The following is a 24,402-nucleotide window of genomic DNA, read 5'->3' on the forward strand; positions in this document are numbered from 1 at the left end:
CTGCTCTATGATATATTTCTCGGCCAAGTGTATTACAGACGAAGGCTAGCAATGTCTATCAACCTTTCACTCCTTCCACCCAGCGAGAAAAATAAAATCGAACTGGATAAGCAAGCATCGTTTCTTGTATGGAAACTGAAGCAAGCGAAATGTGGCCCTGAAGCCATTGTTGAAGAAGCAATGAAGCTAGGTGACCCAGAAGAAAAGGCTTGGTTTGATCAGTCTGTAGAAAAATACAAACGGGTAATGGGTGTCGCATAAACGCAGACAAACCTTGCCCAGCAGTGCTGTAGAATTGAAATGACACAGTAATTTGCTAGAATTTGCACCGTTAATTGAATCAGAGAGAAGATCCCGATGGGAAGAAGTTTTGAAGTGCGCAAGGCCTCAATGGCGAAAACTGCAGGCGCAAAAATTAAAGTTTATTCTAAATACGGTAAAGAGATTTACGTACTGGCTAAGAACGGCAGCTCTGACCCAGACATGAACCTACCTCTTAAGCACCTGATTGCTAAAGCGAAGAAAGACCAAGTACCAGCTCACGTTATCGACAAAGCGATCGATAAAGCGAACGGCGGCGGCGGTGAAGACTTCCAACCAGCTCGTTACGAAGGTTTTGGCCCAGGTGGCACAAGCGTAATCGTTGACTGTCTAACTGACAACGGCAACCGTACTTTCCAAGACGTTCGCCAATGTTTCGTTAAGACTGGTGCGAAAATCGGTGTTGAAGGTACTGTTTCTCACATGTTCGCTCACCAAGCTGTATTCCAGTTTAAAGGCGAAGACGACGAGATCATCCTAGAAACGCTAATGATGGAAGACGTAGACGTGACTGACGTTGAGCTAGAAGACGGTGTTATCACTGTATTCGCTCCAACGACTGAGTTCTTCAAAACGAAGACTGCACTAAACACTGCGTTCCCAGAGCTAACGCTAGACGTTGAGGAAATCACTTTCGTTCCTCAAACTACGACGCCGGTAGCGGAAGAAGATTCTGAGAAGTTCCAGAAGTTCTTAGACATGCTTGACGACTGTGATGACGTTCAGCAGGTTTACCACAACGCTGAGCTGTAATCTTTACAGTAACAACAGTTATTAAAAAACCGAGCCTAGTGCTCGGTTTTTTTATGAACGTTATACCTGATTTTCCTTGATCATCGTTCCATAATGTACGGCTGACAAAGCGTTCTCTGGTCGCGATTTATCGCTGAACTTCATTATATTGTTCGTCTTATCCCGACATGAATCTGATTTAAGTACTCCCTGAGTATCATCGGGGTGATCGCCAAGCGTATTTAGTGTACAAAGAAAGAAAATATCAGCCAAAGGCTTTGACCCTGCTTATTGATGCATTGATTGAGAGTGTTCGATCTTTTCATAGCGATGGTTTGGTCAAATAAAAGGAGAAAGAAATGAAAGTAAGTTTTATCGGGCTAGGCGTTATGGGTTTCCCAATGGCAGGCCATCTAGTCAAAGCCGGTTTTGAAGTAACGGTATTTAACCGCACTCACAGCAAAGCGCTAGGCTGGGCTGATAAACACCAAGGTAAAGCGGCTGAATCTGTGGCTGAGTGTGTAGCGGAAGCTGACGTGGTATTGGTTTGTGTGGGTAACGATGACGACGTACGCAGCATGACAACCAGCGAAACAGGCGCATTGGCAGCGATGAAGCCAAACGCGATTCTTGTCGATCACACTACAACGTCTGCAGTTCTGTCTGAAGAGCTTGAAGTGGCAGCGAAGCAAGCCGGTATTCGCTTTATGGATGCACCTGTATCTGGTGGCCAAGCGGGCGCAGAAAATGGCGTGCTAACCATCATGTGTGGTGGCGAACAAGCGCTTTTCAACGACCTTCAACCTGTGTTCGAAGCTTACGGTAAGTCGTCAGTTCTTATGGGTAAAGTCGGCCAAGGCCAACGCGCGAAAATGGTTAACCAGATCTGCATTGCAGGAGTGTTGAATGGCTTATCTGAAGGCTTAGTGCTTGCTGAAAAATCAGGTTTGGATATCCCAACTCTGGTTGATTGCCTTAAAAACGGCGCTGCTGGCTCATGGCAGATGGAAAACCGTGCTACCACAATGGCACAAGACAAGTTCGATTTTGGCTTTGCAATTGATTGGATGATCAAAGACTTAGGTTTCTGTCTAGATGAAGCTGAGCGCCAAGGCATCCAGCTTCCACTGACTGAAAAGACCAACAACGCCTACAAGGCACTGTCTGCCGAAGGACAAGGCCGCATGGATACATCAGTATTGATGAAAGCCGTGGTTGAAGAGACAAAGAAGTAGAAAGATCGAAGTAATAGGAACTTCGTTTAGATAACTAAAAATAGCCGCGGATTAGCGGCTATTTTTTTGGTTTGAGCTCTGCCGAGTGCGTTAATCCAAAATAAATCCCCTCCTAGCCTCCCCTTGATTCATATGTAGATCCCTTGCTGATCGTGGAGAGGGGAGGAATAGAACATCGATCGTTAAAAGTGTCGATATATGTTCAGTGCTAAAGAAAGTTCTCCCCCTCTGCTAAAGATCTAGAGATATTGATGAACCCAGATTGAGGGGGAGGTAACTATGGCTAATTATGCGAATAGTGTTCGTCTAGTTCCTATAAGGTTGAGACCCCACTCACACCGCCTCTCAACCATTCACTCCTTATAATTACCATTCGTCGCATTGGTAAAACTGCACGACAAATTCTAGTTAACCTTTCAACGTCAACATTTGAAAGGGATTAGAAATCATGACTACTTCACACTCATTAAATTCAGGCTCTACCACTTCTTTGTTTAAGCGTTCATTACTGATTGCGCTTGTTTCGTTTGCTCCGTCGTTAGCTTTAGCGAACCCGAGTTCAGACGTGCTTGATATTTACAACCAAGCGGCGCAAGGCAATGAAGATTTGGTTGAGGTGGCTTACGAGCGCCTGAATGACATGCTGCAACAAGACGGTGCGACGCCACTGACCTTGGTCTACTTAGGAAGCACAGAAACCTTAATGGGGCGTGATGCGTTCTTACCTTGGAATAAGATGAAGTATGTGGAAAAGGGTTTATCGACCATCGATAAATCACTGGTTCTGCTTAAAGACGAAGACCAACCGATTCATGAGCAACCTCGTGTTCAAGGGCTACCAGATTCGTACCTAACTCGCGCTATGGCTGCGGTGACTTACACCTCTCTACCAGACATGTTTAATCACTTTGATCGCGGTTATGACCTGTTCCTTTCGTTACTCACTGAAGAGGACTTTCAGCAACAGCACTTCTCTGCAACTTCATGGATTTATCGCTACGCAATTACCGCTTCGATTCGTGCTGAAGACTTCGAGCAAGCACAGGTGTGGCTAGAACAAATGGAAACCGCCGATGCTGGCAATATCGAAACTATGACTGCGAAGGCCCTAATAGCGAAAGCAAAGTAACAGCAGCGAACGCTAAAGAATGATGGGTAATCAGAGGACAATGAAATGATTGAATTTAAAGGTATCGGCAAAGCGTATGTGACTGGCGGTCAACGTGTTGATGCATTAAGCGGGGTCGATGGACACATCCAACGCGGTGAAATGGTGGCGTTGTGTGGCCCTTCTGGGTCAGGGAAAAGCACGCTGTTGAACATTCTTGGTTTGTTGGATATGGACTATCAAGGCGAGATAAACATTGATGGTAAAGCGTATCCGACTGAGCAAATTGCCGCTGCGCGTTTTCGTCGCGGGTCACTGGGTTTTGTATTTCAGCGCTTCAATCTGGTTCCAGTGATGACGGCACTTGAGAACGTGGCCTACCCATTGATGTTGAACCAATGTTCGAAACAAGAACAGCAGACCAGAGCACAAGAGATGTTGGAGCGTGTTGGGCTAGGCGAATATGTACATCATCGCCCAGACAATCTTTCAGGCGGCCAGCAGCAACGTGTCGCGATAGCCAGAGCGCTAATCCACAACCCAAGCTTAGTCATTGCCGATGAGCCGACCGCTAGCTTAGACAGTCACACCGCCAACCTTGTGATCGACATTATGAAAGAGCTCGGCCATGAAATGGGCACCACCTTTATTGTCGCAACGCATGACCCAAGAATGGCGCAGCGTTGTGACCGAGTCATTGAACTTATCGATGGTCAACTGGCACTACAAGCCACAGCAATGGAGGCAATCTCATGGGCAAGTTAACACAAAGAATGAGCACTTTTTTGCTTCCTACCTCGGTGCGTTTGGCGTGGCTTAATTTATTGAGAAACGGTCGCCGTAGTCTGCTTTCGGTATTGATCATCGCAATTGCCGTATTTGCGCTGACCTCGGCTGGAGGTTATGGGCTTTATACCTATGAATCTCTGCGTGAATCGACCGCGCGCGATACTGGTCATCTTACTTTGAGTACGCCGGGATATTTTGAGCAAGATGAAGACATGCCGCTGAGCAATGGTCTAGACAATGTTCAAGCCCTAACCAAGAGCATTATTGGCGACAGCGACGTGCGTGGTGTGCAGCCTAGGGTCTATTTTAGCGGCTTGGTTTCTAACGGCAGCAAGTCGACCATCTTTATGGGAACGGGTGTTAATGAGCGTGAGTTCGACATGAAAGGTCCATTCCTTGATGTGCGCAGTGGTCAAACTCTCTCAGATGTGAAATCTCCCAGATACGACAGCCAAGAGCCACAAGTGATGCTGGGAACTGACCTTGCTCGCAACCTCAAAGTTGCGGTTGGTGATTGGGTGACACTGCTCGCGACTACCAGTGACGGCGCATTGAACGCTTTTGATTTTAAGGTGCAGGGTATTTACTCGACAGGAGTGCCTGAGCTGGATAAGCGTCAGCTTTACGTTCATATCACCACCGCTCAAGAGCTTTTGGCTTCAGACAAAGTCAGTACCTTGTCGGTGTTCTTATTTGAGACAAGCAAGACCTCGACCGTTCAACAGCGTATCCAAACAGCTTTAGATCGAAATAGTGCGAGCCAAAGCGATCAAGGCACAGAGATCGAGATCACCCCGTGGCAAGATCGCGCGTTTTTCTACACCAAGGTGAAAGATCTTTACGACCGTATCTTCGGCATCATGGGCGCGGTGATGGCATTGGTAGTGTTTGTGTCGTTGTTTAACACCATGACCATGTCGGTGACCGAGCGTACTCGTGAAATTGGCACCTTGTCGGCACTAGGCAGTTACCCGTCTGAAATCGTCGCAGGTTTCTTAAAAGAGGCGGGATTGTTGGCTGTGATTGGCAGCGCGATCGGCGCGTTAGTGAGTGGCTTCGTGTCGGTGTTATTGCTGGTGGTGGATATCCAAATGCCACCACCTCCCGGCAGAACCGAGGGTTACCCACTCAACATTTACTTCTCATTGGAATTAGTTGGTTACGCCACTTTAGGTGTGTTGACGATATGTTTGCTAGCTGCTTATTTTTCTGCTCGCAAAGGCGTGAATAAGCCAATCACGGAGGCGCTGGTTTATGTATAAATTTACTCGTTCACTCACTGTTTTAGGTTCTGTATTGGTTTTGGTTCTAGCATCGACACCAAGCTGGGCAGTCGATTCACAGCAAGTTACCGAGATGATTGCTAAGGCAGACAGCTACCGTTTGAACAGCGAACAGGCATCAAAAGTGGTATCTCTGGTCGCGCTATATCAAGACGAGCAACTAGACAAAACCCGCGAATACAACGTCTACACAAGACCAAACCGAGAGTCGCTGGTCGTGTTCAAGTCGGCGGTCGAGGCGGGTCAAAAGATGCTGATGATAGAGGACAACTATTGGTTACTGATGCCGAAATCGCGCCGACCTATCCGAATCACACCAATGCAGAAACTCTTGGGTGAAGCTTCGGTAGGGGACATTTCGACGCTCACTTGGAGCGAAGATTACCAAGGTAAGTGGGTTGCCGAGCAACAGGTTGAGAGGTCGACTGGCGAGACACTCGATACTTATCATCTAAAGCTAACGGCGAAAACCAAGGGTGCCAGCTATCAATCGATTGATCTGTGGTTAACGGCAGACCGAGCGTTTCCTGTTAAAGCGGATCTGTATCTGCGTTCAGGTAAGTTAGCCAAGCAAGCTTGGTTTACTGAAGGCGTGCGAGATGGCTTGCCAAGTGTAGTTTCGATGACTTTGCTCGATAAGATTCAACCAAGTAAGAAAACCGTGATTGAGTACCGCGAGGTAAGCGAACAAGCTTTAGCGGACAAATACTACAACCCTGCTTACTTATCACGTAATAGCGTGTCTGGGCTTTAGGTGGGTGCCATGAAAGCTTCTAGTCGTCGATTCCACATTAAGCCTTTAATCGCTAGCTTTCTTGCATTGTCTTGTGTGAGTAACACGACTCAAGCGGACGATCTGAGCCTAGCGTGGGACTGGCAACTGAGTGCTGAAGCCGTTGAATCGCGAGAGTCGCCATTTAGCCCTTTTGCATCTGATAATCGTCAGTCACTCAATGGTTTGTTGGATCTTGAAGTTGGATATGGCAATTGGCTTGGCCTGTTTGCCGTGAAAGCCAATGATATTTTGACTAATACTCCTCAAGACCAAGACGCGAGCTTTGAATCGGAATTCATTGCGCGCGAGCTGTTTTGGCAAGGTGGTGTTGAACTGTCTAATTCAGCGTTCGGTGATCACTACCTTGATGTGACACTCGGTAAGGTTCGCCTAGATTGGGGTGTTGGTTATGGCTACCGACCGTTAGACATTATCAAGCCTTACCGACAAAACCCTGTTGGCATTGTCGCAGAAGAGGGCGCCGGTGTGGCTTCAGCGTCACTGTTCGATATGACGGGCGAATGGACACTGCTTTACAGCGATTCGTCATGGACTTCCCAAGACGTAAATGAATTCGAAAAGCAGAATCAGCAACAAGGCTTTGGGATACGTCGTTACAATCTGGTTGGCGACCACGAATATCAGTGGGTCGCTTATTACGACGATGTACGCCATGGCTTACTTGGGGCGAGTTTAGTGTCGGTGTTGAATCTCGCTTGGGAGTTTCATGGCTCGGTGGTTTATCAGCGACAAAGCCTTGGCTACAGTCAGCCGGATTCAATGCTTAAACCGGTTTATCTTGAAGAGCAGGGCGAGGCTTATCAAGCGTTAGCAGGATTAACATGGGCCAATGACACGGGCCATAATGTGGTGCTGGAATACTGGTTTGATAGCCGTGCTTGGAGTCATTCTGAGTGGCAAAGCGCGATAGAAAGTGCAGAGTCTTTGTCGGTTAATCCGATGACATCTTCGTTGGTAGGTTCTTATGCGCAAGGCTATCAGCACGCCAATTTGGTTCAACACAACATCATGTTTCATTGGTCTCTGGATTCGACACATGGCTGGCTTGAAGATATCACGCCAACATTCGATGTCATGTTGTCTCCTCAAGATGGCGGTTTTATTGCGACTCAGTGGCTCAATTATCAGGCTTTAGATAATGGCAATTCATCGTTGGATTTGGAACTTGCTGCACGCTTTCTAGGTGGTAAAAGTGATTCTGCTTACGCCAGTTTACCCGATAGTCATATGATTCTCTTAAATATCAAAGGACGATTTTAATGGACACTTCTTCAAACAGTCGATTTTCATGGATTAAGAGTTTCGCGTTCACCACGCTATTTTGTGTTCTTATTGCGATTACAACCCATACGATTTGGGGCGGCGGATTAACGGTTAACCTGGCAATCAGTTTTGGCTTTGGCTACAGCGCCGTGGGTTCTTCTTTCATCTTGGTGAAGTTGTTTAAGAGGACATCTCGAACGCTTGAGGTGGGTATCTCAATGGTGATCGCGATGACCTTTGGTACCTTGAACGCACACTATTGGTTGAACGGGTATTTCGGGGCTAATATCTCGGACCTTAAATCTGTAGTCTTGCTCGGTGTGATCTTCTGTTCGGTTTGCTATTACTATTTCTATACTCGGGAGCAGCAGTTACGTGCCGATAACGAATTGGAAGTGGCCAAGCGTCGTCAGGCCGACCAAGAAAAGGTGGTGGTGCTAAGCCAGCTTAAACAACTGCAAAGCCAAATTGAACCGCACTTCTTGTTCAACACGCTTGCGACCATCAATGTATTGATTGAGAGTGACAGCGCGAAAGCCAAGTTGATGCTCGAAAAACTGACTGACTTATTACGTGTAACTCTGAAAAACAGCCGCACCGAGCAATCGACCATCGCACAAGAGGTCGACTTGTTAGACGCTTATCTTAATATCCAAAAGATACGCTTGGGTGAGCGCTTAACGTTCTCGATTGAAATACACGAGATTAGCGATTTGCAGGTGATTCCACCGTTCTTGATTCAACCTTTGGTCGAGAATGCACTCACGCACGGCATCGAGCCCAAAGCCGCTGGTGGCCAAGTGAATATCCGTATAGTTCAACAAGCACAGCAGCTAAAAATTGAAGTGTCAGATAATGGCGCAGGGCTGAAAACGCCTTCTGCTAAGGCGGGTCACGGTGTTGGATTAAGCAATATTCGTCAAAGAATCGAAACTCTTTTTGGTGATAAGGCGAGCCTAACGATTACTGAACACGCTGAAGGCGGGGTAGTCTCGACGATCTTGTTACCGCTGACTGACGCAGCTGCCTAGAATTACAGACCAAAAAGCACAGAAAAGAGACAAAAACAGACGATTTACAGTGTGAATTTAAAGGACTAACCATGAACAACCCAGCAATACAGCCGAGTGTAACGGCGATTATCGCAGACGATGAAGCACTGTTAAGGCACCACTTAGACAAGAGCCTTGCTGAGGTTTGGCCGGAACTCGAGATCGTCAGGAAGGCACAAAATGGGCTAGAGGCGATGCAGAGTATTCAGCAGCTCGAGCCTGATGTGGTCTTTCTTGATATTCGAATGCCAGAGCTAGATGGCATCTCGCTCGCGAAACAATTGAACAAGCTAGATTCGCCGCCATTGATTGTATTCATTACGGCTTATGACGAATACGCGGTCAAAGCTTTTGATCACAATGCGATGGACTACCTGCTTAAGCCAATCAATGAAGAGCGTTTACTGGCCACATGTCAGAAAGTGCAAGCGCGTCTGTCGAGCAATCAAACACAAACAGGTACCACGCCAGAACAGCCCGATATCACGGCGTTAATGGCTCAGCTTCAACAACTATCCCAGTCGACGTCACAGCAAACGCAGCCTCCTTATCTATCGGAGAAAAAGTATCTCACATGGCTCAAAGCCAGTGTAGGGGAAGACATTCACCTAATCGCTGTCGATGATGTCGCTTACTTCAAAGCAGAAGACAAGTACGTGTCTATATTTAAGAAGGGTCAAGGGGGATCGCTAGAGGAGTATATTCTTCGCGTGTCACTAAAAGAGTTGATAGCGCAACTCAATCCTGATGAGTTTTGGCAAATCCACCGTTCAGTGGTGGTGAAAGTGTCTGCTATCGATAAGGTGAAGAAAGGACTCTCTGGCAAGATGTCGGCGTATGTGTCAGGTGAAAAACTACCCATCAGCCGCGCCTCACAAGCGTTGTTTAAGGGTATGTAGAGAACTGGCTGAAATTTATGTAGCTTATTGATTTTAAATAGATGTAGTTAGCGAGTCTAAAATCGATTTAATAGGCTCTTATCTAAATGCCTATTTAAATGAGCACAGCGATCTTACATAACGATTGGTGATTTATAAAATAAAGATCCAGATCACAAAGATACTCATCAGGTTCAATATTAAATAATAATCGTTAGCTCAATCTGTATATTGTCGATGAATGACATTAAGAGGTTGTTATGAAAACATATTATTTAGCGACGGCTCTATGCCTCACCTTAGTTGGCTGTAGCTCAACATCAAAAACTACCGAAACGCCAATCCAGCCGGATCCGGCATGGACTTCAGGCCAACTAGAAAATGGCCTTACTTATCATGTTTATCCAGATCATGAAGAATCCGTATCTGTTCGTTTAGTCGTGCACGCCGGTTCGATTCAAGAGACTTCTCAACAAGAAGGCTACGCGCACTTCTTGGAACACATGGCATTCAATGGCAGTAAAAACTTCTCTCAGAACGATGTGATTCGTCTATTCGAAGACGCAGGCGCTAGCTTTGGTGCTGATATTAATGCCTACACCTCTTATGAAGAGACGGTCTACCAGTTAGATTTGCCAGATAACATCCAATTGCAGTCTGCTTTGACGTGGATGCGTGACATTGGTGATGGCCTGGATCTATCAAGTTCAGAAGTCGAAAAAGAAAAAGGCGTGGTTCTTGGCGAGTTTCGTATGGCTCGCCTCGATGATAAGTCATTCGGAGATATATATTATGATTACTTCGTTGAAGGCGGCCCGTACGAATCGCAAGATGCATTAGGGACTAAATCGTCGATCGTGAATGCTACTCCTCAAGGCATCACCAACTTTTATCAGACTTGGTATCAACCTCAAATAGTTGAGCTGGTCGTTTCTGGTGATGTGGACATCAAAACTGTGATTCCACTTATTGAAGAAAAGTTTTCTAGCTGGGAGCGTGGCGATACGCCGAGACCAGAGAAACAGAAAACGACCTCATTCAATGAAGATGATTATGTTGAGTACGCAGGAAGAGAAGCGCCAAGCATCACTCTGACGTTTAACCGCGGTTCAAATATAGTTGAAAATCATGCTCAGCAGAATCAACGCAGGTTAGATGAAACCGCTCAGCAATTGATTCAACGACGATTAGAAGCGGTGTTCAATGATGCCGCGTTCCCGACTCAATGGATTGCATCTGATAGTTATCGAATGGGCGCTTTTTACTATTCGTCAATAAGTGTTGGGTTTCCGGCTGGAGACCGTGAAGTTATCCAACAAGATCTGCTTTCTACATTGGCATCATTGCGTGATTTTGGTGTTTCGGAAACGGATATTGCTGGCGAACTGTACTACTACCAAGACTTGCTGGATAACATCGAGCATAACTGGGATAAAATGGACAGTGTTGAACACGCGAATTACAAAGTGAGTGCGTTAGTCAATGATCGAATAGTCCAATCACAGAAAGATTATCAAGCAAGCTTGGAAGCTTTCATCGCTAACTTGAGCCTTGAAGTGATTAACGACAACATCAAGAATCTACTTTCTGATGATTACTTTATTGTTATTGGGATGGATGACTCCGAAGACAGAACAGCGATCATCAACTCTCTCGATAGTTTAAAAGCCACGTATCGCGAGGCGGGAGTTCCGCCGCTTGCGATTGGAACAGCGAGTGCTTTTGCTGTACCTAGCTCGCAAGGCGAGGTTGTACTTGCTGAACAAATGTCTATTGACCCATACATCCAAAAGTGGACGTTAAGCAATGGCATCGACATGTGGTACCTGCGTGATTATGAGGCAGGTGATGATGTTGGGGTGATGTACATGAGCCTCGGCGGAAAAGCCGCTTTGGATCCGAGCTTGTACCCAGCTGTTGAGGTTGCGTTACCTACCTTCGCTCGAAGTGGTGTCGGTGAGTTTACGGGCTCTGAGCTTTTAGCGTACTTTGATCGTGAAAATATTAGCGCCGATTCTTTCATTGGCAACACTCGCCATGGTGTTGAATTTAGTATTAACAAAGATGGGCTCAAAGATACGTTTGCTGCGCTTTATACCTTCATAACTGCGCCTAAAATTGTTCCCGAGCAGTTAGAGGCAGTGAAACAGGAGTTTGTACAAGGTCAAGAATCTTTCTTGAGCAGCCCTGTCGGTCAGTTTGAGCGCGCAAGAAACCAGAATATCTATCGTCAAGACAGTGGCCACCTCTTTGTTGATAAAGAACGTGTTGAAGCGGTTTCTGTGGAAGACGTCGCTAATCTTCATCAGCAATTGTTTGGTCAAATGAGGCATAACCAATTGGTGATCGTGGGTGACATCGACCCAAGTGAATTAAAGCCTTTGGTTGAGCAATACTTGGCTTCGATTCCATTAGAAAAAGCTGAGGTTCCTGAATTTAAGGTGGCTTACAAGCAGCCATCTGAATCACGCATTGATTTAGCGATCAACAATGTGAAAAGTGCAGAGTACATCTTACGAGTCATCTCTGAACCTGAAGCCGAAACCGACCAAGGCGTAACGGCAAAAGATATCTTCACGGAAAACTTGCTAGAACGACTGCTGGCGGCTCGTTTAGATGCTTATATTCGTGAAGAGTTGAGCTTAGATTACTCGCCATATACGTATTCATCATCCGCAGATAGTGAGCTGAGTGGTGAGTGGGTTATCGGGGCGATGGTAGCGCCGGAGAACGTTGACCAAGTCGAAGTGGCGATCGATAAAGTGATTGCAGACCTTTTACAAGGCGTCTCTGAAAAGGAAATGCACGCAGTCGTGAAACAGTTTGAAGCGGACTTCACGCCTCTCGAGATGAGCTCTATTGACCAAGCATGGTACCTGTCTCGTTATTTACTTCATGGTTACGATATCGAAGCTTTGTCTCAAGTTGAGCGAGTGGCGAGGTCGATTACTGCGGAAGACATGAATCAACTTGTCCAACGCATCTTTGGTGAAGATAGCCGTAAGGTTAAGAACATCATGCGTCCTAAAGCCTAAAGCTTGAAACCAACAGAAAGAGACAACTCAAAGCCAAGCGAGCACCGCTTGGCTTTCTTGTTTTCCCACCATTCATAACGTCTATGCCTCACCTGTTGTTAAGCCGTTTTAGATCTATGTAAATCTAAATTTTGAGATCGCTTAATCGGTTGCATCGTATCATTTTCTAAAAAAATGTTTTAAATCAAGACAGCGTTTCATTTGTATTGTAGATTGACGATCTACGAGAATGTTGTTTGGATATTAGATTGCTTAAACTGGGTACCCGATTAGTCTTAATGTTGTTTTTACTGAGCTTTGGCTTAGTGAATTCTAACGGCTATTCGTTTCCTTCTAAGCCATTTCAAATATACTCGGCTCAAGAGCAATCTTCACAAAATGATCTTTGTAAACAAGCTGATACGGATAATCCGTCGAGCTACTTAGAGTGCGATAAGGCTCAGTTTGGCACCGTGCCTTCTGGTGACAGTTCCAACTATCACGACACCGAATCAAGCCTTCAAGCAGCAAACTTCAGACGTATGCTCAGTAATGAGCAAGAAAGCGTGGCCGATCTTGAGCCTGCTTATCATCTACTAATCGACTTCTCTCCCCCTTCAATACTGGCTTCTCTGCTTTTCAACACACCGTTGTTGGACTCTAAGCAGCATTGGACCAGTATTGTGAGTTCTCCGTCTTCCCGGCTTTCGGGGTGGAAAGAGGGCAACATCCAATACTCGCATTTCCGAGAACTTCTTAGCTAATCGTTTGACCCTAAATTGGTTGTATCGATGGTCACTTGTGCCCGTTGAGCTCGCCAGTTAACCAAAACAAACATAGCGACATCAGCTTTAGCATCACTATCTTTCAATCAGCTTGTTCTGGTTGTGATTAGCCATCGCTCGTGTTCGCAAAATATTAGTTCAAAGAAGAGATCTTGACTGTGAAAAAACGCATTCAAAGAAAACAAATAAACCACTACTCAAAGTGGAAATACGTGGTGCTTATCGCCACTATCATCATCATGGTTCTGAGTGCTTTACCTTCTTGGTATGGCGAGAATGCGTCGGTTCAAATTAACAACCGTTCTGAACAGACCATCGATGCTAGCCAAATTACCCAATACCTTGCGAGCGAAGGCATTCAAGCCAAATCGGCATTTCAAAAAGACCAACGTTTAGTCGTAATCTTGGAAGACGCAGAACAACAAGCGAAGGCTAAAGAGGTGCTGAATGAGCGCCTATTGGACAACGCGACGGTTGCGCTAGCGATGGAGCCAGCAGCTCCGAAATGGCTGACTGACATGGGCTTCGCACCGATTCAGCTAGGCCTTGATTTACGTGGTGGTGTGCAGTTCCTGTTAGAAGTAGACATGGAACCGGTTTACCACGCACAAGCGCAATCTGTAGTCGATGAAATCACCAGCCAAGTGCGTTATGCACGCGGTAAAGTGGTGAACAACCAAGTTGAGTTTAACTTCCGTACTGATGCCGATTTCGAGAAAGCACAGAAACTGATTCGCGAAGAGTTCCCACAATGGCAACGTGACCGTTCAGATAAATCGCTAACGTTAACTCAGTCTGAAGAAGAACAAAGAACGCTACGCAACCTAACGGTTCAACAAAACCTGCAAATCATGCGCAGCCGTATTGAAGAGCTAGGCATCACTGAAGCATCGATTCAACGCCAAGGTGAAAGCCGTATCCGTATCGAATTACCGGGAGTACAAGACCCTGCAGCCGCGAAAGATGTGATTGGTGCTACGGCTTCATTAGCGTTCTACTCTGTGTACGACAACGCAACGCGCAATACTCAAACTCTGAAAGATTCAGATGGTAATCGTGTCGTGGTTGCTCGCAAAGCAGTGCTGAGCGGTGAACACATTATCGATGCACGCAGTGGCATTGGTGAGATGGGCAGTGCAGAAGTAAACATCACGTTGGATTCTTCTGGTGGTAAGAAAATGTCTGAGTTTTCTCGCCATAACATCGGCAAGCCAATGGCGACCGTTTACAGCGAATACAGCCGTGACAGAGCCGGTAACAGCGAAAAAACCAGTGAAGTGATCAGTGTGGCGAACATCCAATCTCAACTGGGTAGCCGTTTCAGAATTACAGGTGCAGGCAGCATGGCAGAAGCACAAGAGCTTGCTCTACTGTTACGCGCAGGTTCATTAACAGCGCCTGTTACCATCATTGAAGAGCGTACCATTGGCCCATCTCTGGGTGCTGAAAACGTAACGAATGGCTTTGCTGCTTTGGCTCTTGGCCTTGGTCTTACTCTAACGTTTATGGCGCTATGGTACCGCCGTCTTGGCTGGGTCGCGAACTGTGCATTGGTGGTTAACATGACCACGTTGTTTGGTTTGATTGCCTTGCTACCGGGTGCGGTGTTAACTCTGCCGGGTATTGCGGGCTTGGTACTGACCGTTGGTATGGCGGTAGACACTAACGTGCTTATCTTCGAGCGTATTCGAGACAAGATGAAAGAAGGGCGCAGCTTTGCTAGCTCTATCGATCGTGGTTTCGATAGCGCATTCTCGTCAATTTTCGATGCTAATGTCACCACCATGATCGTTGCTGTGGCTCTATACACCATTGGTAATGGACCGATTCAGGGCTTCGCTCTGACTCTAGGCTTAGGTCTTCTAACCAGTATGTTCACGGGCATTTTTGCTTCACGAGCGATCATCAATTTGGTTTGGGGGCGTGACCAACGCCACGATGTAAGGATTTAAGCATGAGTACTTCAAAAATGACTATTTCAGACCGCTATTTTTCAAATAGCTATATTTCGGATAAGAATATGACTCGCCTTCGTAAGGTGATGTCTGCGATATCTATTGTGCTGTTCATGAGCTCTGTGATGCTGGTGGCGGTGAAAGGTTTTAACTGGGGCTTGGACTTCACAGGTGGTGTGGTTGCCGAGGTTCAGCTCTCTGATCAAGTCACCAAAGATGCGTTAAAAACAAAACTTGATACAGCTTTCCAACAAGACGTGCAAGTGGTTGGTATGGCAGAACAGGATCGCTGGACAATCCGTTATAGCCAACTGACAGACGCTCCACAGCCAAACTTAGTGGATGCTTTGTCTTCTGTTAGCGACCAAGTAAAAGTGCTTAACAGCAGCGTGGTTGGCCCTCAAGTTGGTCAAGACATGGTTGACCAAGGTGGCTTGGCGGTATTGGTGTGTTTCCTAATGATCATGCTGTACCTGAGTGTACGTTTTGAATGGCGTTTAGCACTCGGCGCCCTTGCCGCGATCATCTATGACGTGACGCTTATCTTGGGTCTGTTCGCTTTTACTCAGTTCGAGTTCAACCTGACTGTGTTAGCGGCTGTGTTGGCGATTTTGGGTTATTCATTGAATGACTCGATCATCATTGCCGACCGTGTCCGTGAGATGCTGCGTGGTAATCCAAATGGTGACACTGACAACCTGCTTAACGAATCGGTTAAAGCGACCTTCTCACGCACCATGGTGACCTCAGGTACAACGCTAATCACCGTATCTGCACTTTGGCTACTTGGTGGCGCTGCGCTGCAAGGTTTCGCGATTGCACTGGTTGTAGGTATTGTCAGCGGTACGTGGTCTTCAGTTTCAGTAGGTATCACACTGCCTAAGTTACTTGGTCTACAGCCTTGTCACTACCAAGTGAAAGCGCCGGTAGAAGTTGAGGGTGAGTACCCTTAGGTTATCTATTGGTTAACAGTACAACTTAGTCAGTAACGTCAACAAAGCCCTTCGTTTATAGTAAAACGAGGGGCTTTATTTTTTATAAGAGTCAAACAGTTACAGAAAAGAGAGCCTATTTCAAAAAACGATGGATTGAGCAGGCAAGCCCTCATGATATGAAGTATGTTTAGATGACGTTAGTAGAAATGAGGCAAGGGAATGGAATATCGACATCAATGTCATGTAGGCGACCATGGTGATGCACTGAAGCATCCAGTATTGAGTGCACTTGTTCAGTCATTAATGCAGCAGCATTCACGCCTCAACGTTATCGACACGCACTCAGGTACAGGGTGTTATGACCTCACCACCGCACCAAGTAATCACGCCGGTGAGTTTGCTGAAGGGGTCGGGTACTTGTGGCGCAATAAGGCTTATCTTCCTCCGGCATTCGCTTCTTTTATGTCGGTGCTGGAATACTACAATCCGAACCAACTTATCTCTCTCTATCCGGGTTCTGCAGCCATCACCTACCAACAAGGCCGCAGCCAAGATAGCTTCTATTTTTCAGACATTCAGCAAGATGAAGCCGACTTATTACAAACCAACATTGAGAAGCTGCAACGCGATCTTGATGTCTCAAGTAAGCTAACTATCACCGCAGGCGACGGGCTCAAAGCGCTGCCTGATGATGTAGCTAAGCATGATAACCATCACCTGATCGTTATCGACCCTCCCTATGAAACCGATGCTGAATATCTCGCAGTGATTGACGCCTTGGTGAAGGCTTATCAACAATCTGAGAAAGTCTCTGCGCTGATTTGGTATCCGCTGTACACCGATGACAAAAGCTCACTGATTTTGAACCACTGCGTGACAGCGGTGAAAGATGGTTTGCTGCCAAGCCCGATTAAATCGGAATTACGACTGCGCGATCCAAAGGGCGATGATCGCCTGATCGGTAGTGGTTTACTGCTGTTTAATCCGCCCCAAGGCATTGCTGGAAAGGTGGCTGACACGCTCGATTATTTACACAATCAGCTCGCAACCAATGGTGAGGGCTATTGGCAAATGAGAAGTCTATAAATCTGATTTATATGGGGTTTATGATGAATTTCTAGACGCTGTTCACTAAATCACTGTTATTTATGTGGTTTAAATTGACCAAACGCTAACTTTTATCGATTGATTAATTGCAGTGAATCATTTAAAAATAGAATATCAATGCGCACAAGTGCATAATGGCTCATAAGTTAAATAATTAGTCCCAGATTAATATCAGATTGTGGTTTACCCCCTAAACTGCATTAGGCTCGCACTAGTCATGCGAGCCTTTCTTTTGCCTGAAGGAAAATCTAAGGCAGTTCTATCAATTTAAGATTCACTACAACACTGGATAATCGATGTAGCCTTTTTCGTTGCCGCCGAACAGAGTGGCGCCATCAAGTTCTGATAGTTCGCTGCCGTTTTGTAGGCGTGAAACTAGATCTGGGTTAGCAACGAATGGGCGACCAAATGCGACGAGATCGGCGTAGCCTTTGCTTAGTACTTCTTCGGCGCGTTGTGGTGTGTAGCTGCCGGCAACGATGATGGTGTTAGAGAACAAGGCTCTTAGTTCGACACGGAAGCTTTCAGGGATAACTGGAGCATCATCCCAGTCGGCTTCTGATAGGTGTAGATAAGCGATATTACGAGCTTGTAGCGCTTTTGAAGCTTCTAAAATCGTTGGCACGATGTCTGGGCAGTTCATGTCTTTGAAGGTGATGAACGGAGCCAAGCGCACACCTACTTTATCGGCACCTATCTCTTCAATCACAGCATCAACCACTTCAATCAGGAAGCGAAGGCGGTTCTCACGGCTTCCACCGTAGTTGTCGGTGCGCTTGTTTGAGTTGGTTCTTAGGAATTGATCGATAAGATAACCATTACCACCGTGGATCTCGACACCATTAAACCCTGCTTCGATGGCTTTCTTTGCTGCGTCCGCAAAATCTTGAACCACTCGATCGATGTCTGCTTGGGTCATTTCTCTTGGCTGGATGCAATCCACCATGTTGCCGTTTCCATTCTCATCAGAGATCCAAACCTGAGTTTCTATTGGAGCCAAAGCGGACGGTGCTATCGGCAGTTCGCCTTTTTGAAAGGTAGGGTGAGACACGCGGCCTACGTGCTATAGCTGGCAGAATATCGCGGCACCTTGTGCTTTAGCTGCTGTGGTGACTGACTTCCAACCTTCGATTTGTGCATCGGTGTAAACTCCGGGAGTGAATGAGTAGCCTTGAGAGTCGTCTGATATCTGCGTTGCTTCGGTTATGATTAGCCCTGCACTGGCGCGTTGCTGGTAGTAGGTCGCCATCATATCGTTTGGTACATTGCCAGGTTGGCTAGTACGAGCGCGTGTCATGGGCGCCATAACCACACGGTTTTGTAGTTCTAGATCTTTGAGTTCTGCTGTTTCGAATAATTTGCTCATGGTATTTACCTTGTGTCGGTCATGTATTGATTGATTTAGCGTGCGGTGGTCACTATTTCGATTCCGCAGGGCTGAAGATAGAGTCGTTTTGTGGCTTTTCAGCTCGGTTGGCTTTCGCAATAAGCAACAAACCAATCACTGGGACAACAACGGCTGCGAATGGAATCATTCCTGCGCCTAGCTGGCTGTCGAGTACCATGCCGCCTAGGAAGCCACCGAAGGCATTAGCCAAGTTAAAGGCTGAGATATTCGCGGTTGCTGCTAGCTCTTGCCCTTCGCCACCGTGGTTCATTACTCGAAGCTGCATAGCAGGAACGTTCGCAAATGATGCAATACCAAAGACAAATACCGCTGCAACGAATAGGATTTTGTTGTCTACCACAAGGCCAACTACAACCAATGACACGATCATTGCAACGGCCCAAAACATTGAAGCTTTGCCTAGGTTTTTATCTGAAGAGCGTCCGCCCAAGGTGTTACCGATGATTAAGCCGACACCCACAATCACTAAGATCCAAGTAACAGACTCGTGACCGTAGCCGGTGATGTGCATAGCGATTGGCGCAAGGTATCCGTATAGCGTCATGAAGCCAGACCAAGCAAAAGCAGTGATTGCCAAGCTGATCAGCAGCATTGGGTTTTTGAACGCTAACAGCTGAGTTTTGATGTCTTTTGCTTCACTGTGACCAGTCGATTTGATTGACGTTAGAATAGAAATCATCGCAATCGTGCCAAGTGCAGCCACGGTAAAGAAAGTGATGTGCCAGCCGAATTGCAAGCTAACCCAAGTACCCGCTGGAACGCCAAGAACGTTAGCGAGTGTTAGGCCTGCGAACATCTGACCAACGGCACGACCTGCCATTTTTTCAGACACTAAGTTGGTTGCGACAACCGCACCGATGCCATAGAAAGGGCCTTGCACTAAGCCTGCGATCACACGGCTTGCCAGTAGAAGTGGATAGCTTGGCGCTAAGGCGGATAACACGTTGCCAATAATGAACAGTGCCATTAAGCCAATCAGCACTATCTTCTTATTAAAGCGCGCAAGGTAGATTGTTAAGATCGGGCCGCCGATAACGATAGCCAACGCGTAAGCACTGATAAGGTAGCCAGCTTGACCTTCTGTGATTGAAAGTGATGTGGCGATTTGTGGAAGAATGCCTGCGATAACAAACTCAGCGGTGCCAATTGCAAATGCTGCGAGTGTCAGTATCCAAACTTGGAATGGCATCTTTTCTTGTGTCATGGCTTCTGATTTCATGATGAGTTACCTATGTAAATTCTTATTTGTTAGGACGTTGAGATAAACACCCTCACGATTGTTCTTTATGTCTTTGCGGGGTGTTAGCCGAGTAGAGCGCCGCCATCGATGTCGATGATTGACCCTGTGACGTATGGGTTATTAATTGCGAACAGGTAACCCATGGCTATCTCTGAAGGCTCGCCAACCTTACCTGCGGGTAGGTTGTTTTTGGCGTTGTCGTACATGTTTGCACGAGCGGAATCGTCCATGTTTTTGTAGGCTTCTGTCATGGTCAGGCCGGGGCTAACTGCATTGACTCGAATGGGGGATAGCTCTTTCGCCAGTATTTTGGTTACGCTTTCTAGTGCGGCGTTGATGGCGGTTTTTACGTAAGTGCCAGCCGTTACGATTAAGTGATCAAACACGCCAATCGATTCGAAGTATTCACAAATTGACTTTTCATTGCTGATATTAAGGCCTGTATGTCGGCTAGCGACGTGCACTGTGTTGTTTTCGTTTCTCAATTTCATCGCGAGTGCTTTACCGATGCCTGATGTGCCACCAATGATGACGAAAGTGCGCTGCTCTTGATTAGTCGATTCGTTAGTCATGCTCTGAATTCCTGCGTTGTTCTGTTGATGTTTGTCATTATATTTATTCGACTAAATTTGATAATTGGTTAAAATATAAATTCATTATTCGGTTAATCTGAATAGTGTCGCTGAGTATTCAGATCGAGCATTAAGATCGAGCATTAAGATCGAGAAGTAAGACGAAGAGACGAAGAGACGGAAGCGAGAATCGTATGGATAAGTTTTCAGATATGGCGATGTTCGTCAGTATTGTTAAGCATCACGGGTTAGCGGCGGCTGGGCGCGAACTGGGTTTATCACCTGCGACCATGACAGCAAGGCTTCAAGCGCTGGAAGAGCGATATGGTGTGAAGTTGTTGAATCGAAGTACGCGCCATGTGTCTTTAACCGACTCTGGCGAGCTGTATCACAAGGCGTGTCTGGAGATATTGGATAATGTCAGTGAGGCCGAAAACCTGATCCAAAATGGCGTCAAAGAGGTCAAAGGTCCACTCAAAATCGCCGCGCCGAAAGACATCGGAAAGCAGTACATTCTTCCGATTCTCTCTGAGTTCTGTCAGCAATATCCCGACGTGATCCCTTACCTCTACTTGAACGATAACCTCTCGAACATTGCTGAATCTGGCATGGATATCGTGGTCCGTTATGGTGAATTGGTCGACAGCAGTTTGATATCCAGACGCTTGTCACCAAGCCGACGTGTGCTGTGTGCTTCTCCTGAATATCTTGCCAAGCATGGAACACCGTTAACACCACAAGATTTGGTTGATCACGATTGTTTAGCTATGCTGCGCAGCAATGAAGAGCTCAAGACATGGCACTTCCAAGATCATGATATGAAGAAGTCGATTACTGTTGTTCCAAAGCGATTTTCAGACGATGGCGAAGTGATTCGCTACTGGGCATTAAAAGGCGAGGGCATTGCTCTTAAATCGGTACTGGATGTGCAAGGCGACATCAATAACCAGCGCCTTGTGACGCTGCTTAATGGCTACATGAAGAACTTCAACACCGCGATGTCGGTGTCGAGTGCCGATTTGAATGTGGTGTACATCAGCAAGAAATATCAGCCCAAGCGTATCCGGTTGTTTCTTGATTTCTTGTTTGAGCGGTTTGGCGATTTGGTTGAAAAGTCTAGTTAGATTAGCCGAGAAGCAGCGCATGACAGATCTCTCGAACTCAACACCCGGGTACGGACAGAGAACATTGAACTGGTTATGATACGACCAACATAAGGATGTGATTGGAGAGAAAAATGAAAGTCGTCGGAGATACGGTTATCCAACCTTTTCACAAGGCAACCTGCCATTGCGGTGCGGTTGAACTAGAGTTCAGCTTACCTAACGGGATAGAAAAACCACGTCGCTGCGATTGCTCTATCTGTCGTCGAAAAGGCGCGATTGTTGGTTCTGTTGCGTTGGATGGTATCAAGATCCTCAAAGGTGCGGAGCATCTCAAGCTTTATCAATTCAATACCAACACCGCAAAGCATTATTTCTGCTCAAACTGCGGCATCTATACCCATCATCAACGCCGTTCTAGCCCAAATGAATACGGTTTTAACATCGGCTGTTTGGAAGGGGTAAACCCTTTTGATATTGGTGATGTGGTGACCAACGATGGTGTCAATCATCCAGCTGATCGCTAATTTATTGAGCATAAAAAAGGAAGGAATTATGTCTGAATACGGAGCGATCATTCGCTGGAAAAAAGCAGAAGATGACGTCTTTAGCGACAATCAATACAGTCGAGGTCATACGTGGGAGTTCGATGGTGGTGTCACTGTGCCTGCTTCGTCCTCTCCACATGTTGTGCCACTGCCGTTTTCGGTGGAAGCGAATGTTGATCCAGAAGAAGCGTTTATCGCGGCACTTTCTAGCTGCCATATGCTGACGTTTTTGGGCATTGCCGCAAAGCAGAAGTACGTGATCGACTCCTATGTCGATGATGCGATTGGTGTGCTGGAAGAAGATGAATCTGGCCGCTCATCGGTCACTAAGGTGACTCTGCGCCCTAAAATTGTGTTTTTAGGTACCAAAAAGCCCACCGCCAAGCAGCTCGACAAACTGCACCACTTGGCGCACAAAAACTGCTTTATCGCGAACTCGGTAAAAACGGACATTGTGGTAGAAACTAAAGCGTAAACCACACACGTTAACATCCAAAAACCGCGAGGTTGCTTAGTGCATCACTGGCGGTTTTTTTGTGTCTGTGTAATCCTACGTACGGTTTTAATTGAGTGACAGTTAGAAAGTTTTGAGAGATAGGTCGAGAGCTCTTGAATGGTAGGAATAGATTGGTTAGCAGAGAGTTATGTTTAGCGTCCCATTGAATAGTTTTGTACATCGTGTGAGTGATAAAAGCCAAGTGATGGTGAATGCTGCGGAATGTGGATGTCAGTTGAAACGAGTTCGTCGTTCGCGTAATTGGCTGTTGGTCGCTCAAGAGTATCAACTCGTTGAATTTAAAACGATGTTAACCCATGAAAAAGACGGTTGGATAGCAATTGCAATCGACAAAGTGCTGCCTAAACCCGTGGTGTGTTTGGCATCTCTGTTGGCCGCTACACCTTCAATGACTGTGGCTCAGCTGGTGATGGAATCTGGATGTTCAATGGCCGAAGCAAGACGTGCTATTGATGAACATGAAGGTCTGTAGGCGTATTCAAATCGTGTGAAAAGAGAATTGCGAGCAGCAAAAAGCCCGTAACGATATTGCGCTGGAAAACGTCATATCGTTACGGGCTTTATCATCTGTGCTGCTGTTAAGCTAAGCCATGCGGCTTATGAAGCATTGACTCGATTAAGAGTTCGCTACTTTTACACGAATCGTGTTTTTGCCAAGCTTTGACAAGTTCAGCTTGTTTAGTGCCGCTTTAGCTTCTTCTTGCTCTGGCATTTCAACAAAAGCAAAGCCTTTTGAGTCGCCAGTTTCTTGGTCTAAAACTAGGCTGCACTCTTTTACTGAGCCAAACTCAGAAAATAGCACACGGATGTCTTGCTCAGAGGTAGAGCGCGATAGGTTACGAACTAGAAGTTTCATAATAAACCTTGAATATGAATTTACGCCGAGCATTGTCGCACACTTTCATGCTCACCCTCACAAATAATTACTCTAATCATTTCTTTGGTAATGTGTCGCTCTATTTACCGATTAAGCGAGCTGTTTACCTGCTAGCCGCGGTTTATCGTGATATCTGACACGAATCCATGCTCTGTGCTGGTCAACGCCTGTTGTAGCATCTGAGCGGCTTCTTGCGCGGTCATAAAGCTCGAGGTATCCATGCCTTTACCGCTTGTATTCCAAAACTCGGTCGCCATTCCTCCAGGGTAAACCGCCACGATTTTCATCGGGTGACCTTTTAGCTCTAACCTTACCGATTCGATAAAGCCTTTCACGGCCCATTTTGCCGCGCAGTAGGTGGACTCTTCCGCTTTAGCACCTTGTGCCGCCGTCGACATCACCACAGCGATGGTGACCGATTGATCTTTGTAGCGCTGTACAAGCTCGCGAATCAAAAAGATCGAAGACTCAATATTGTTCTTCAGCATGTCGCTGATGATGGTTGGATCTTGCTGTTCTATCTTACCGAAGTACCCACTGCCAGCGCTGTGGATCACCAGCTTCGGCATTTCAGGTAACGCATCCAATAACTCGCTCACTGAGTGCGGGTCACAGAGATCACACGCTTGGCTAATGGTATTCGCAGGTAGGCCTTGCGCCACTTCTGCTAAACGTTGTGCATTGCGACCTGTAATGGCTACGCGCTGAGCGTCGGCGTTAGCATATTGTTTCGCGAGAGCTGCGCCTAAACCGCTGCTTGATCCGGTAATTAAAATCATACTGTCTTCAATTTGTAGAGTTGATTCGAGATAGTAAGGGGCTAGGCTAAGATTTTCTGAGATCTATGGCTAAAGTTGAACGATAGCCTGGTTGATAGGTTGATA

The 24,402-nt window shown here is 46.4% G+C and carries 23 protein-coding genes and 2 pseudogenes; 20 read left to right on the forward strand and 5 right to left on the reverse strand.

Going from position 1 to position 24,402, the window contains the following annotated elements; translation table 11 throughout:
- Positions 1-51: 51 nt before the first annotated feature.
- From AB4133_RS17335 to rlmJ, 16 genes and pseudogenes are all read left to right on the forward strand, one after another.
- A complete protein-coding gene (locus AB4133_RS17335) occupies positions 52-261 on the forward strand; it encodes a DUF3283 family protein (RefSeq protein ID WP_004732615.1) in 210 nt (69 codons plus the stop codon).
- A gap of 96 nt (positions 262-357) precedes the next feature.
- On the forward strand, positions 358-1,074 hold the full coding sequence (locus tag AB4133_RS17340) for a YebC/PmpR family DNA-binding transcriptional regulator (protein ID WP_017057670.1): 717 nt from the start codon (positions 358-360) through the stop codon (positions 1,072-1,074).
- A gap of 161 nt (positions 1,075-1,235) precedes the next feature.
- Positions 1,236-1,400, forward strand: a pseudogene (locus tag AB4133_RS17345) (LysR family transcriptional regulator); the annotation flags it as partial.
- 12 nt (positions 1,401-1,412) lie between these two features.
- The gene (locus tag AB4133_RS17350; protein ID WP_102428112.1) at positions 1,413-2,288 is read left to right on the forward strand and encodes an NAD(P)-dependent oxidoreductase; all 876 of its coding nucleotides are present in this window, start codon (positions 1,413-1,415) and stop codon (positions 2,286-2,288) included.
- Positions 2,289-2,736: 448 nt separating this feature from the next.
- A complete protein-coding gene (locus AB4133_RS17355; protein WP_372225141.1) occupies positions 2,737-3,417 on the forward strand; it encodes a hypothetical protein in 681 nt (226 codons plus the stop codon).
- Positions 3,418-3,462: 45 nt separating this feature from the next.
- Entirely contained in the window at positions 3,463-4,161 is a 699-nt protein-coding gene (locus AB4133_RS17360) for an ABC transporter ATP-binding protein (protein ID WP_017061255.1), read from the forward strand.
- Positions 4,149-5,447: an ABC transporter permease gene (locus tag AB4133_RS17365; RefSeq protein ID WP_017061256.1), complete on the forward strand. Its 1,299-nt coding sequence runs from the start codon at positions 4,149-4,151 to the stop codon at positions 5,445-5,447. Before AB4133_RS17360 ends, AB4133_RS17365 begins: the two co-directional genes overlap by 13 nt.
- Positions 5,440-6,222 (forward strand): outer membrane lipoprotein-sorting protein, encoded by a 783-nt coding sequence (locus tag AB4133_RS17370; RefSeq protein WP_017065102.1) that lies wholly within the window; start codon positions 5,440-5,442, stop codon positions 6,220-6,222. Before AB4133_RS17365 ends, AB4133_RS17370 begins: the two co-directional genes overlap by 8 nt.
- 9 nt (positions 6,223-6,231) lie before the next feature.
- Positions 6,232-7,524, forward strand: a complete 1,293-nt coding sequence (locus tag AB4133_RS17375) for a hypothetical protein (RefSeq protein ID WP_017066909.1) — start codon at positions 6,232-6,234, stop codon at positions 7,522-7,524.
- Positions 7,524-8,558, forward strand: coding sequence for a sensor histidine kinase (locus AB4133_RS17380; RefSeq protein WP_372174223.1), 1,035 nt, complete (start codon positions 7,524-7,526; stop codon positions 8,556-8,558). The genes AB4133_RS17375 and AB4133_RS17380 overlap by 1 nt, the downstream gene beginning before the upstream one ends.
- 71 nt (positions 8,559-8,629) lie before the next feature.
- Positions 8,630-9,478, forward strand: a complete 849-nt coding sequence (locus AB4133_RS17385) for a LytR/AlgR family response regulator transcription factor (RefSeq protein ID WP_372225145.1) — start codon at positions 8,630-8,632, stop codon at positions 9,476-9,478.
- A 239-nt stretch (positions 9,479-9,717) separates the two neighbouring features.
- A complete protein-coding gene (locus AB4133_RS17390) occupies positions 9,718-12,492 on the forward strand; it encodes a M16 family metallopeptidase (protein WP_372225146.1) in 2,775 nt (924 codons plus the stop codon).
- Positions 12,493-12,770: 278 nt separating this feature from the next.
- A complete protein-coding gene (locus AB4133_RS17395; RefSeq protein ID WP_017070201.1) occupies positions 12,771-13,235 on the forward strand; it encodes a hypothetical protein in 465 nt (154 codons plus the stop codon).
- A gap of 173 nt (positions 13,236-13,408) precedes the next feature.
- Complete coding sequence (gene secD / locus AB4133_RS17400) at positions 13,409-15,208, forward strand: protein translocase subunit SecD (protein ID WP_017065097.1); 1,800 nt, start codon at positions 13,409-13,411, stop codon at positions 15,206-15,208.
- Positions 15,209-15,210: 2 nt separating this feature from the next.
- Positions 15,211-16,164, forward strand: a complete 954-nt coding sequence (gene secF / locus AB4133_RS17405; protein WP_017061264.1) for a protein translocase subunit SecF — start codon at positions 15,211-15,213, stop codon at positions 16,162-16,164.
- Between the two features lie 201 nt (positions 16,165-16,365).
- On the forward strand, positions 16,366-17,232 hold the full coding sequence (gene rlmJ, locus AB4133_RS17410) for a 23S rRNA (adenine(2030)-N(6))-methyltransferase RlmJ (RefSeq protein WP_372225149.1): 867 nt from the start codon (positions 16,366-16,368) through the stop codon (positions 17,230-17,232).
- A gap of 298 nt (positions 17,233-17,530) precedes the next feature.
- On the opposite strand, the pseudogene AB4133_RS17415 reads toward rlmJ, so the two are convergent.
- The 3 genes and pseudogenes from AB4133_RS17415 to AB4133_RS17425 all read right to left on the reverse strand — a co-directional run bounded on the left by AB4133_RS17415 (position 17,531) and on the right by AB4133_RS17425 (position 20,473).
- Positions 17,531-18,619: pseudogene (locus tag AB4133_RS17415) on the reverse strand (alkene reductase).
- A gap of 52 nt (positions 18,620-18,671) precedes the next feature.
- Positions 18,672-19,880, reverse strand: a complete 1,209-nt coding sequence (locus AB4133_RS17420; RefSeq protein ID WP_372225150.1) for an MFS transporter — start codon at positions 19,878-19,880, stop codon at positions 18,672-18,674.
- 83 nt (positions 19,881-19,963) lie between these two features.
- Positions 19,964-20,473: an SDR family oxidoreductase gene (locus AB4133_RS17425; RefSeq protein ID WP_372225152.1), complete on the reverse strand. Its 510-nt coding sequence runs from the start codon at positions 20,471-20,473 to the stop codon at positions 19,964-19,966.
- Between the two features lie 194 nt (positions 20,474-20,667).
- Here AB4133_RS17425 and AB4133_RS17430 point away from each other — a divergent pair, with 194 nt between their 5' ends.
- The 4 genes from AB4133_RS17430 to AB4133_RS17445 all read left to right on the forward strand — a co-directional run bounded on the left by AB4133_RS17430 (position 20,668) and on the right by AB4133_RS17445 (position 23,113).
- Positions 20,668-21,597, forward strand: coding sequence for a LysR family transcriptional regulator (locus AB4133_RS17430; RefSeq protein ID WP_102320399.1), 930 nt, complete (start codon positions 20,668-20,670; stop codon positions 21,595-21,597).
- A 113-nt stretch (positions 21,598-21,710) separates the two neighbouring features.
- Positions 21,711-22,103 (forward strand): GFA family protein, encoded by a 393-nt coding sequence (locus tag AB4133_RS17435; RefSeq protein WP_102320400.1) that lies wholly within the window; start codon positions 21,711-21,713, stop codon positions 22,101-22,103.
- A gap of 28 nt (positions 22,104-22,131) precedes the next feature.
- Positions 22,132-22,599, forward strand: a complete 468-nt coding sequence (locus tag AB4133_RS17440) for an OsmC family protein (RefSeq protein ID WP_017061271.1) — start codon at positions 22,132-22,134, stop codon at positions 22,597-22,599.
- Between the two features lie 169 nt (positions 22,600-22,768).
- The gene (locus AB4133_RS17445; protein ID WP_017061272.1) at positions 22,769-23,113 is read left to right on the forward strand and encodes a ribosome recycling factor family protein; all 345 of its coding nucleotides are present in this window, start codon (positions 22,769-22,771) and stop codon (positions 23,111-23,113) included.
- A gap of 144 nt (positions 23,114-23,257) precedes the next feature.
- Here AB4133_RS17445 and AB4133_RS17450 read toward each other — a convergent pair whose 3' ends face one another.
- Both AB4133_RS17450 and AB4133_RS17455 read right to left on the reverse strand, forming a co-directional pair.
- Positions 23,258-23,497: an RNA-binding protein gene (locus tag AB4133_RS17450; protein ID WP_017061273.1), complete on the reverse strand. Its 240-nt coding sequence runs from the start codon at positions 23,495-23,497 to the stop codon at positions 23,258-23,260.
- Positions 23,498-23,628: 131 nt separating this feature from the next.
- Entirely contained in the window at positions 23,629-24,297 is a 669-nt protein-coding gene (locus tag AB4133_RS17455) for an SDR family NAD(P)-dependent oxidoreductase (protein ID WP_017065090.1), read from the reverse strand.
- Between the last annotated feature and the right edge of the window lie 105 nt (positions 24,298-24,402).

The sequence above is a fragment of the Vibrio sp. 10N.286.52.F8 genome (assembly GCF_041468745.1).
In the GTDB taxonomy this organism is placed as follows: domain Bacteria; phylum Pseudomonadota; class Gammaproteobacteria; order Enterobacterales; family Vibrionaceae; genus Vibrio; species Vibrio crassostreae_C.

Excerpts from the sequence above, each read along its gene's own strand:
- AB4133_RS17355 (WP_372225141.1), top strand. The coding sequence starts at position 2,737 with ATGACTACTTCACACTCATTAAATTCAGGCTCTACCACTTCTTTGTTT.
- AB4133_RS17365 (WP_017061256.1), top strand. The coding sequence starts at position 4,149 with ATGGGCAAGTTAACACAAAGAATGAGCACTTTTTTGCTTCCTACCTCG.
- rlmJ (WP_372225149.1), top strand. The coding sequence starts at position 16,366 with ATGGAATATCGACATCAATGTCATGTAGGCGACCATGGTGATGCACTG.
- AB4133_RS17450 (WP_017061273.1), bottom strand. The coding sequence starts at position 23,497 with ATGAAACTTCTAGTTCGTAACCTATCGCGCTCTACCTCTGAGCAAGAC.
- secF (WP_017061264.1), top strand. The coding sequence starts at position 15,211 with ATGAGTACTTCAAAAATGACTATTTCAGACCGCTATTTTTCAAATAGC.
- AB4133_RS17425 (WP_372225152.1), bottom strand. The coding sequence starts at position 20,473 with ATGACTAACGAATCGACTAATCAAGAGCAGCGCACTTTCGTCATCATT.
- AB4133_RS17430 (WP_102320399.1), top strand. The coding sequence starts at position 20,668 with ATGGATAAGTTTTCAGATATGGCGATGTTCGTCAGTATTGTTAAGCAT.
- AB4133_RS17370 (WP_017065102.1), top strand. The coding sequence starts at position 5,440 with ATGTATAAATTTACTCGTTCACTCACTGTTTTAGGTTCTGTATTGGTT.
- AB4133_RS17360 (WP_017061255.1), top strand. The coding sequence starts at position 3,463 with ATGATTGAATTTAAAGGTATCGGCAAAGCGTATGTGACTGGCGGTCAA.
- AB4133_RS17440 (WP_017061271.1), top strand. The coding sequence starts at position 22,132 with ATGTCTGAATACGGAGCGATCATTCGCTGGAAAAAAGCAGAAGATGAC.
- AB4133_RS17420 (WP_372225150.1), bottom strand. The coding sequence starts at position 19,880 with ATGAAATCAGAAGCCATGACACAAGAAAAGATGCCATTCCAAGTTTGG.
- AB4133_RS17375 (WP_017066909.1), top strand. The coding sequence starts at position 6,232 with ATGAAAGCTTCTAGTCGTCGATTCCACATTAAGCCTTTAATCGCTAGC.
- AB4133_RS17435 (WP_102320400.1), top strand. The coding sequence starts at position 21,711 with ATGAAAGTCGTCGGAGATACGGTTATCCAACCTTTTCACAAGGCAACC.
- AB4133_RS17340 (WP_017057670.1), top strand. The coding sequence starts at position 358 with ATGGGAAGAAGTTTTGAAGTGCGCAAGGCCTCAATGGCGAAAACTGCA.
- AB4133_RS17390 (WP_372225146.1), top strand. The coding sequence starts at position 9,718 with ATGAAAACATATTATTTAGCGACGGCTCTATGCCTCACCTTAGTTGGC.
- AB4133_RS17335 (WP_004732615.1), top strand. The coding sequence starts at position 52 with ATGTCTATCAACCTTTCACTCCTTCCACCCAGCGAGAAAAATAAAATC.
- AB4133_RS17395 (WP_017070201.1), top strand. The coding sequence starts at position 12,771 with ATGTTGTTTTTACTGAGCTTTGGCTTAGTGAATTCTAACGGCTATTCG.
- AB4133_RS17350 (WP_102428112.1), top strand. The coding sequence starts at position 1,413 with ATGAAAGTAAGTTTTATCGGGCTAGGCGTTATGGGTTTCCCAATGGCA.
- AB4133_RS17385 (WP_372225145.1), top strand. The coding sequence starts at position 8,630 with ATGAACAACCCAGCAATACAGCCGAGTGTAACGGCGATTATCGCAGAC.
- AB4133_RS17455 (WP_017065090.1), bottom strand. The coding sequence starts at position 24,297 with ATGATTTTAATTACCGGATCAAGCAGCGGTTTAGGCGCAGCTCTCGCG.
- AB4133_RS17445 (WP_017061272.1), top strand. The coding sequence starts at position 22,769 with ATGTTTAGCGTCCCATTGAATAGTTTTGTACATCGTGTGAGTGATAAA.
- AB4133_RS17380 (WP_372174223.1), top strand. The coding sequence starts at position 7,524 with ATGGACACTTCTTCAAACAGTCGATTTTCATGGATTAAGAGTTTCGCG.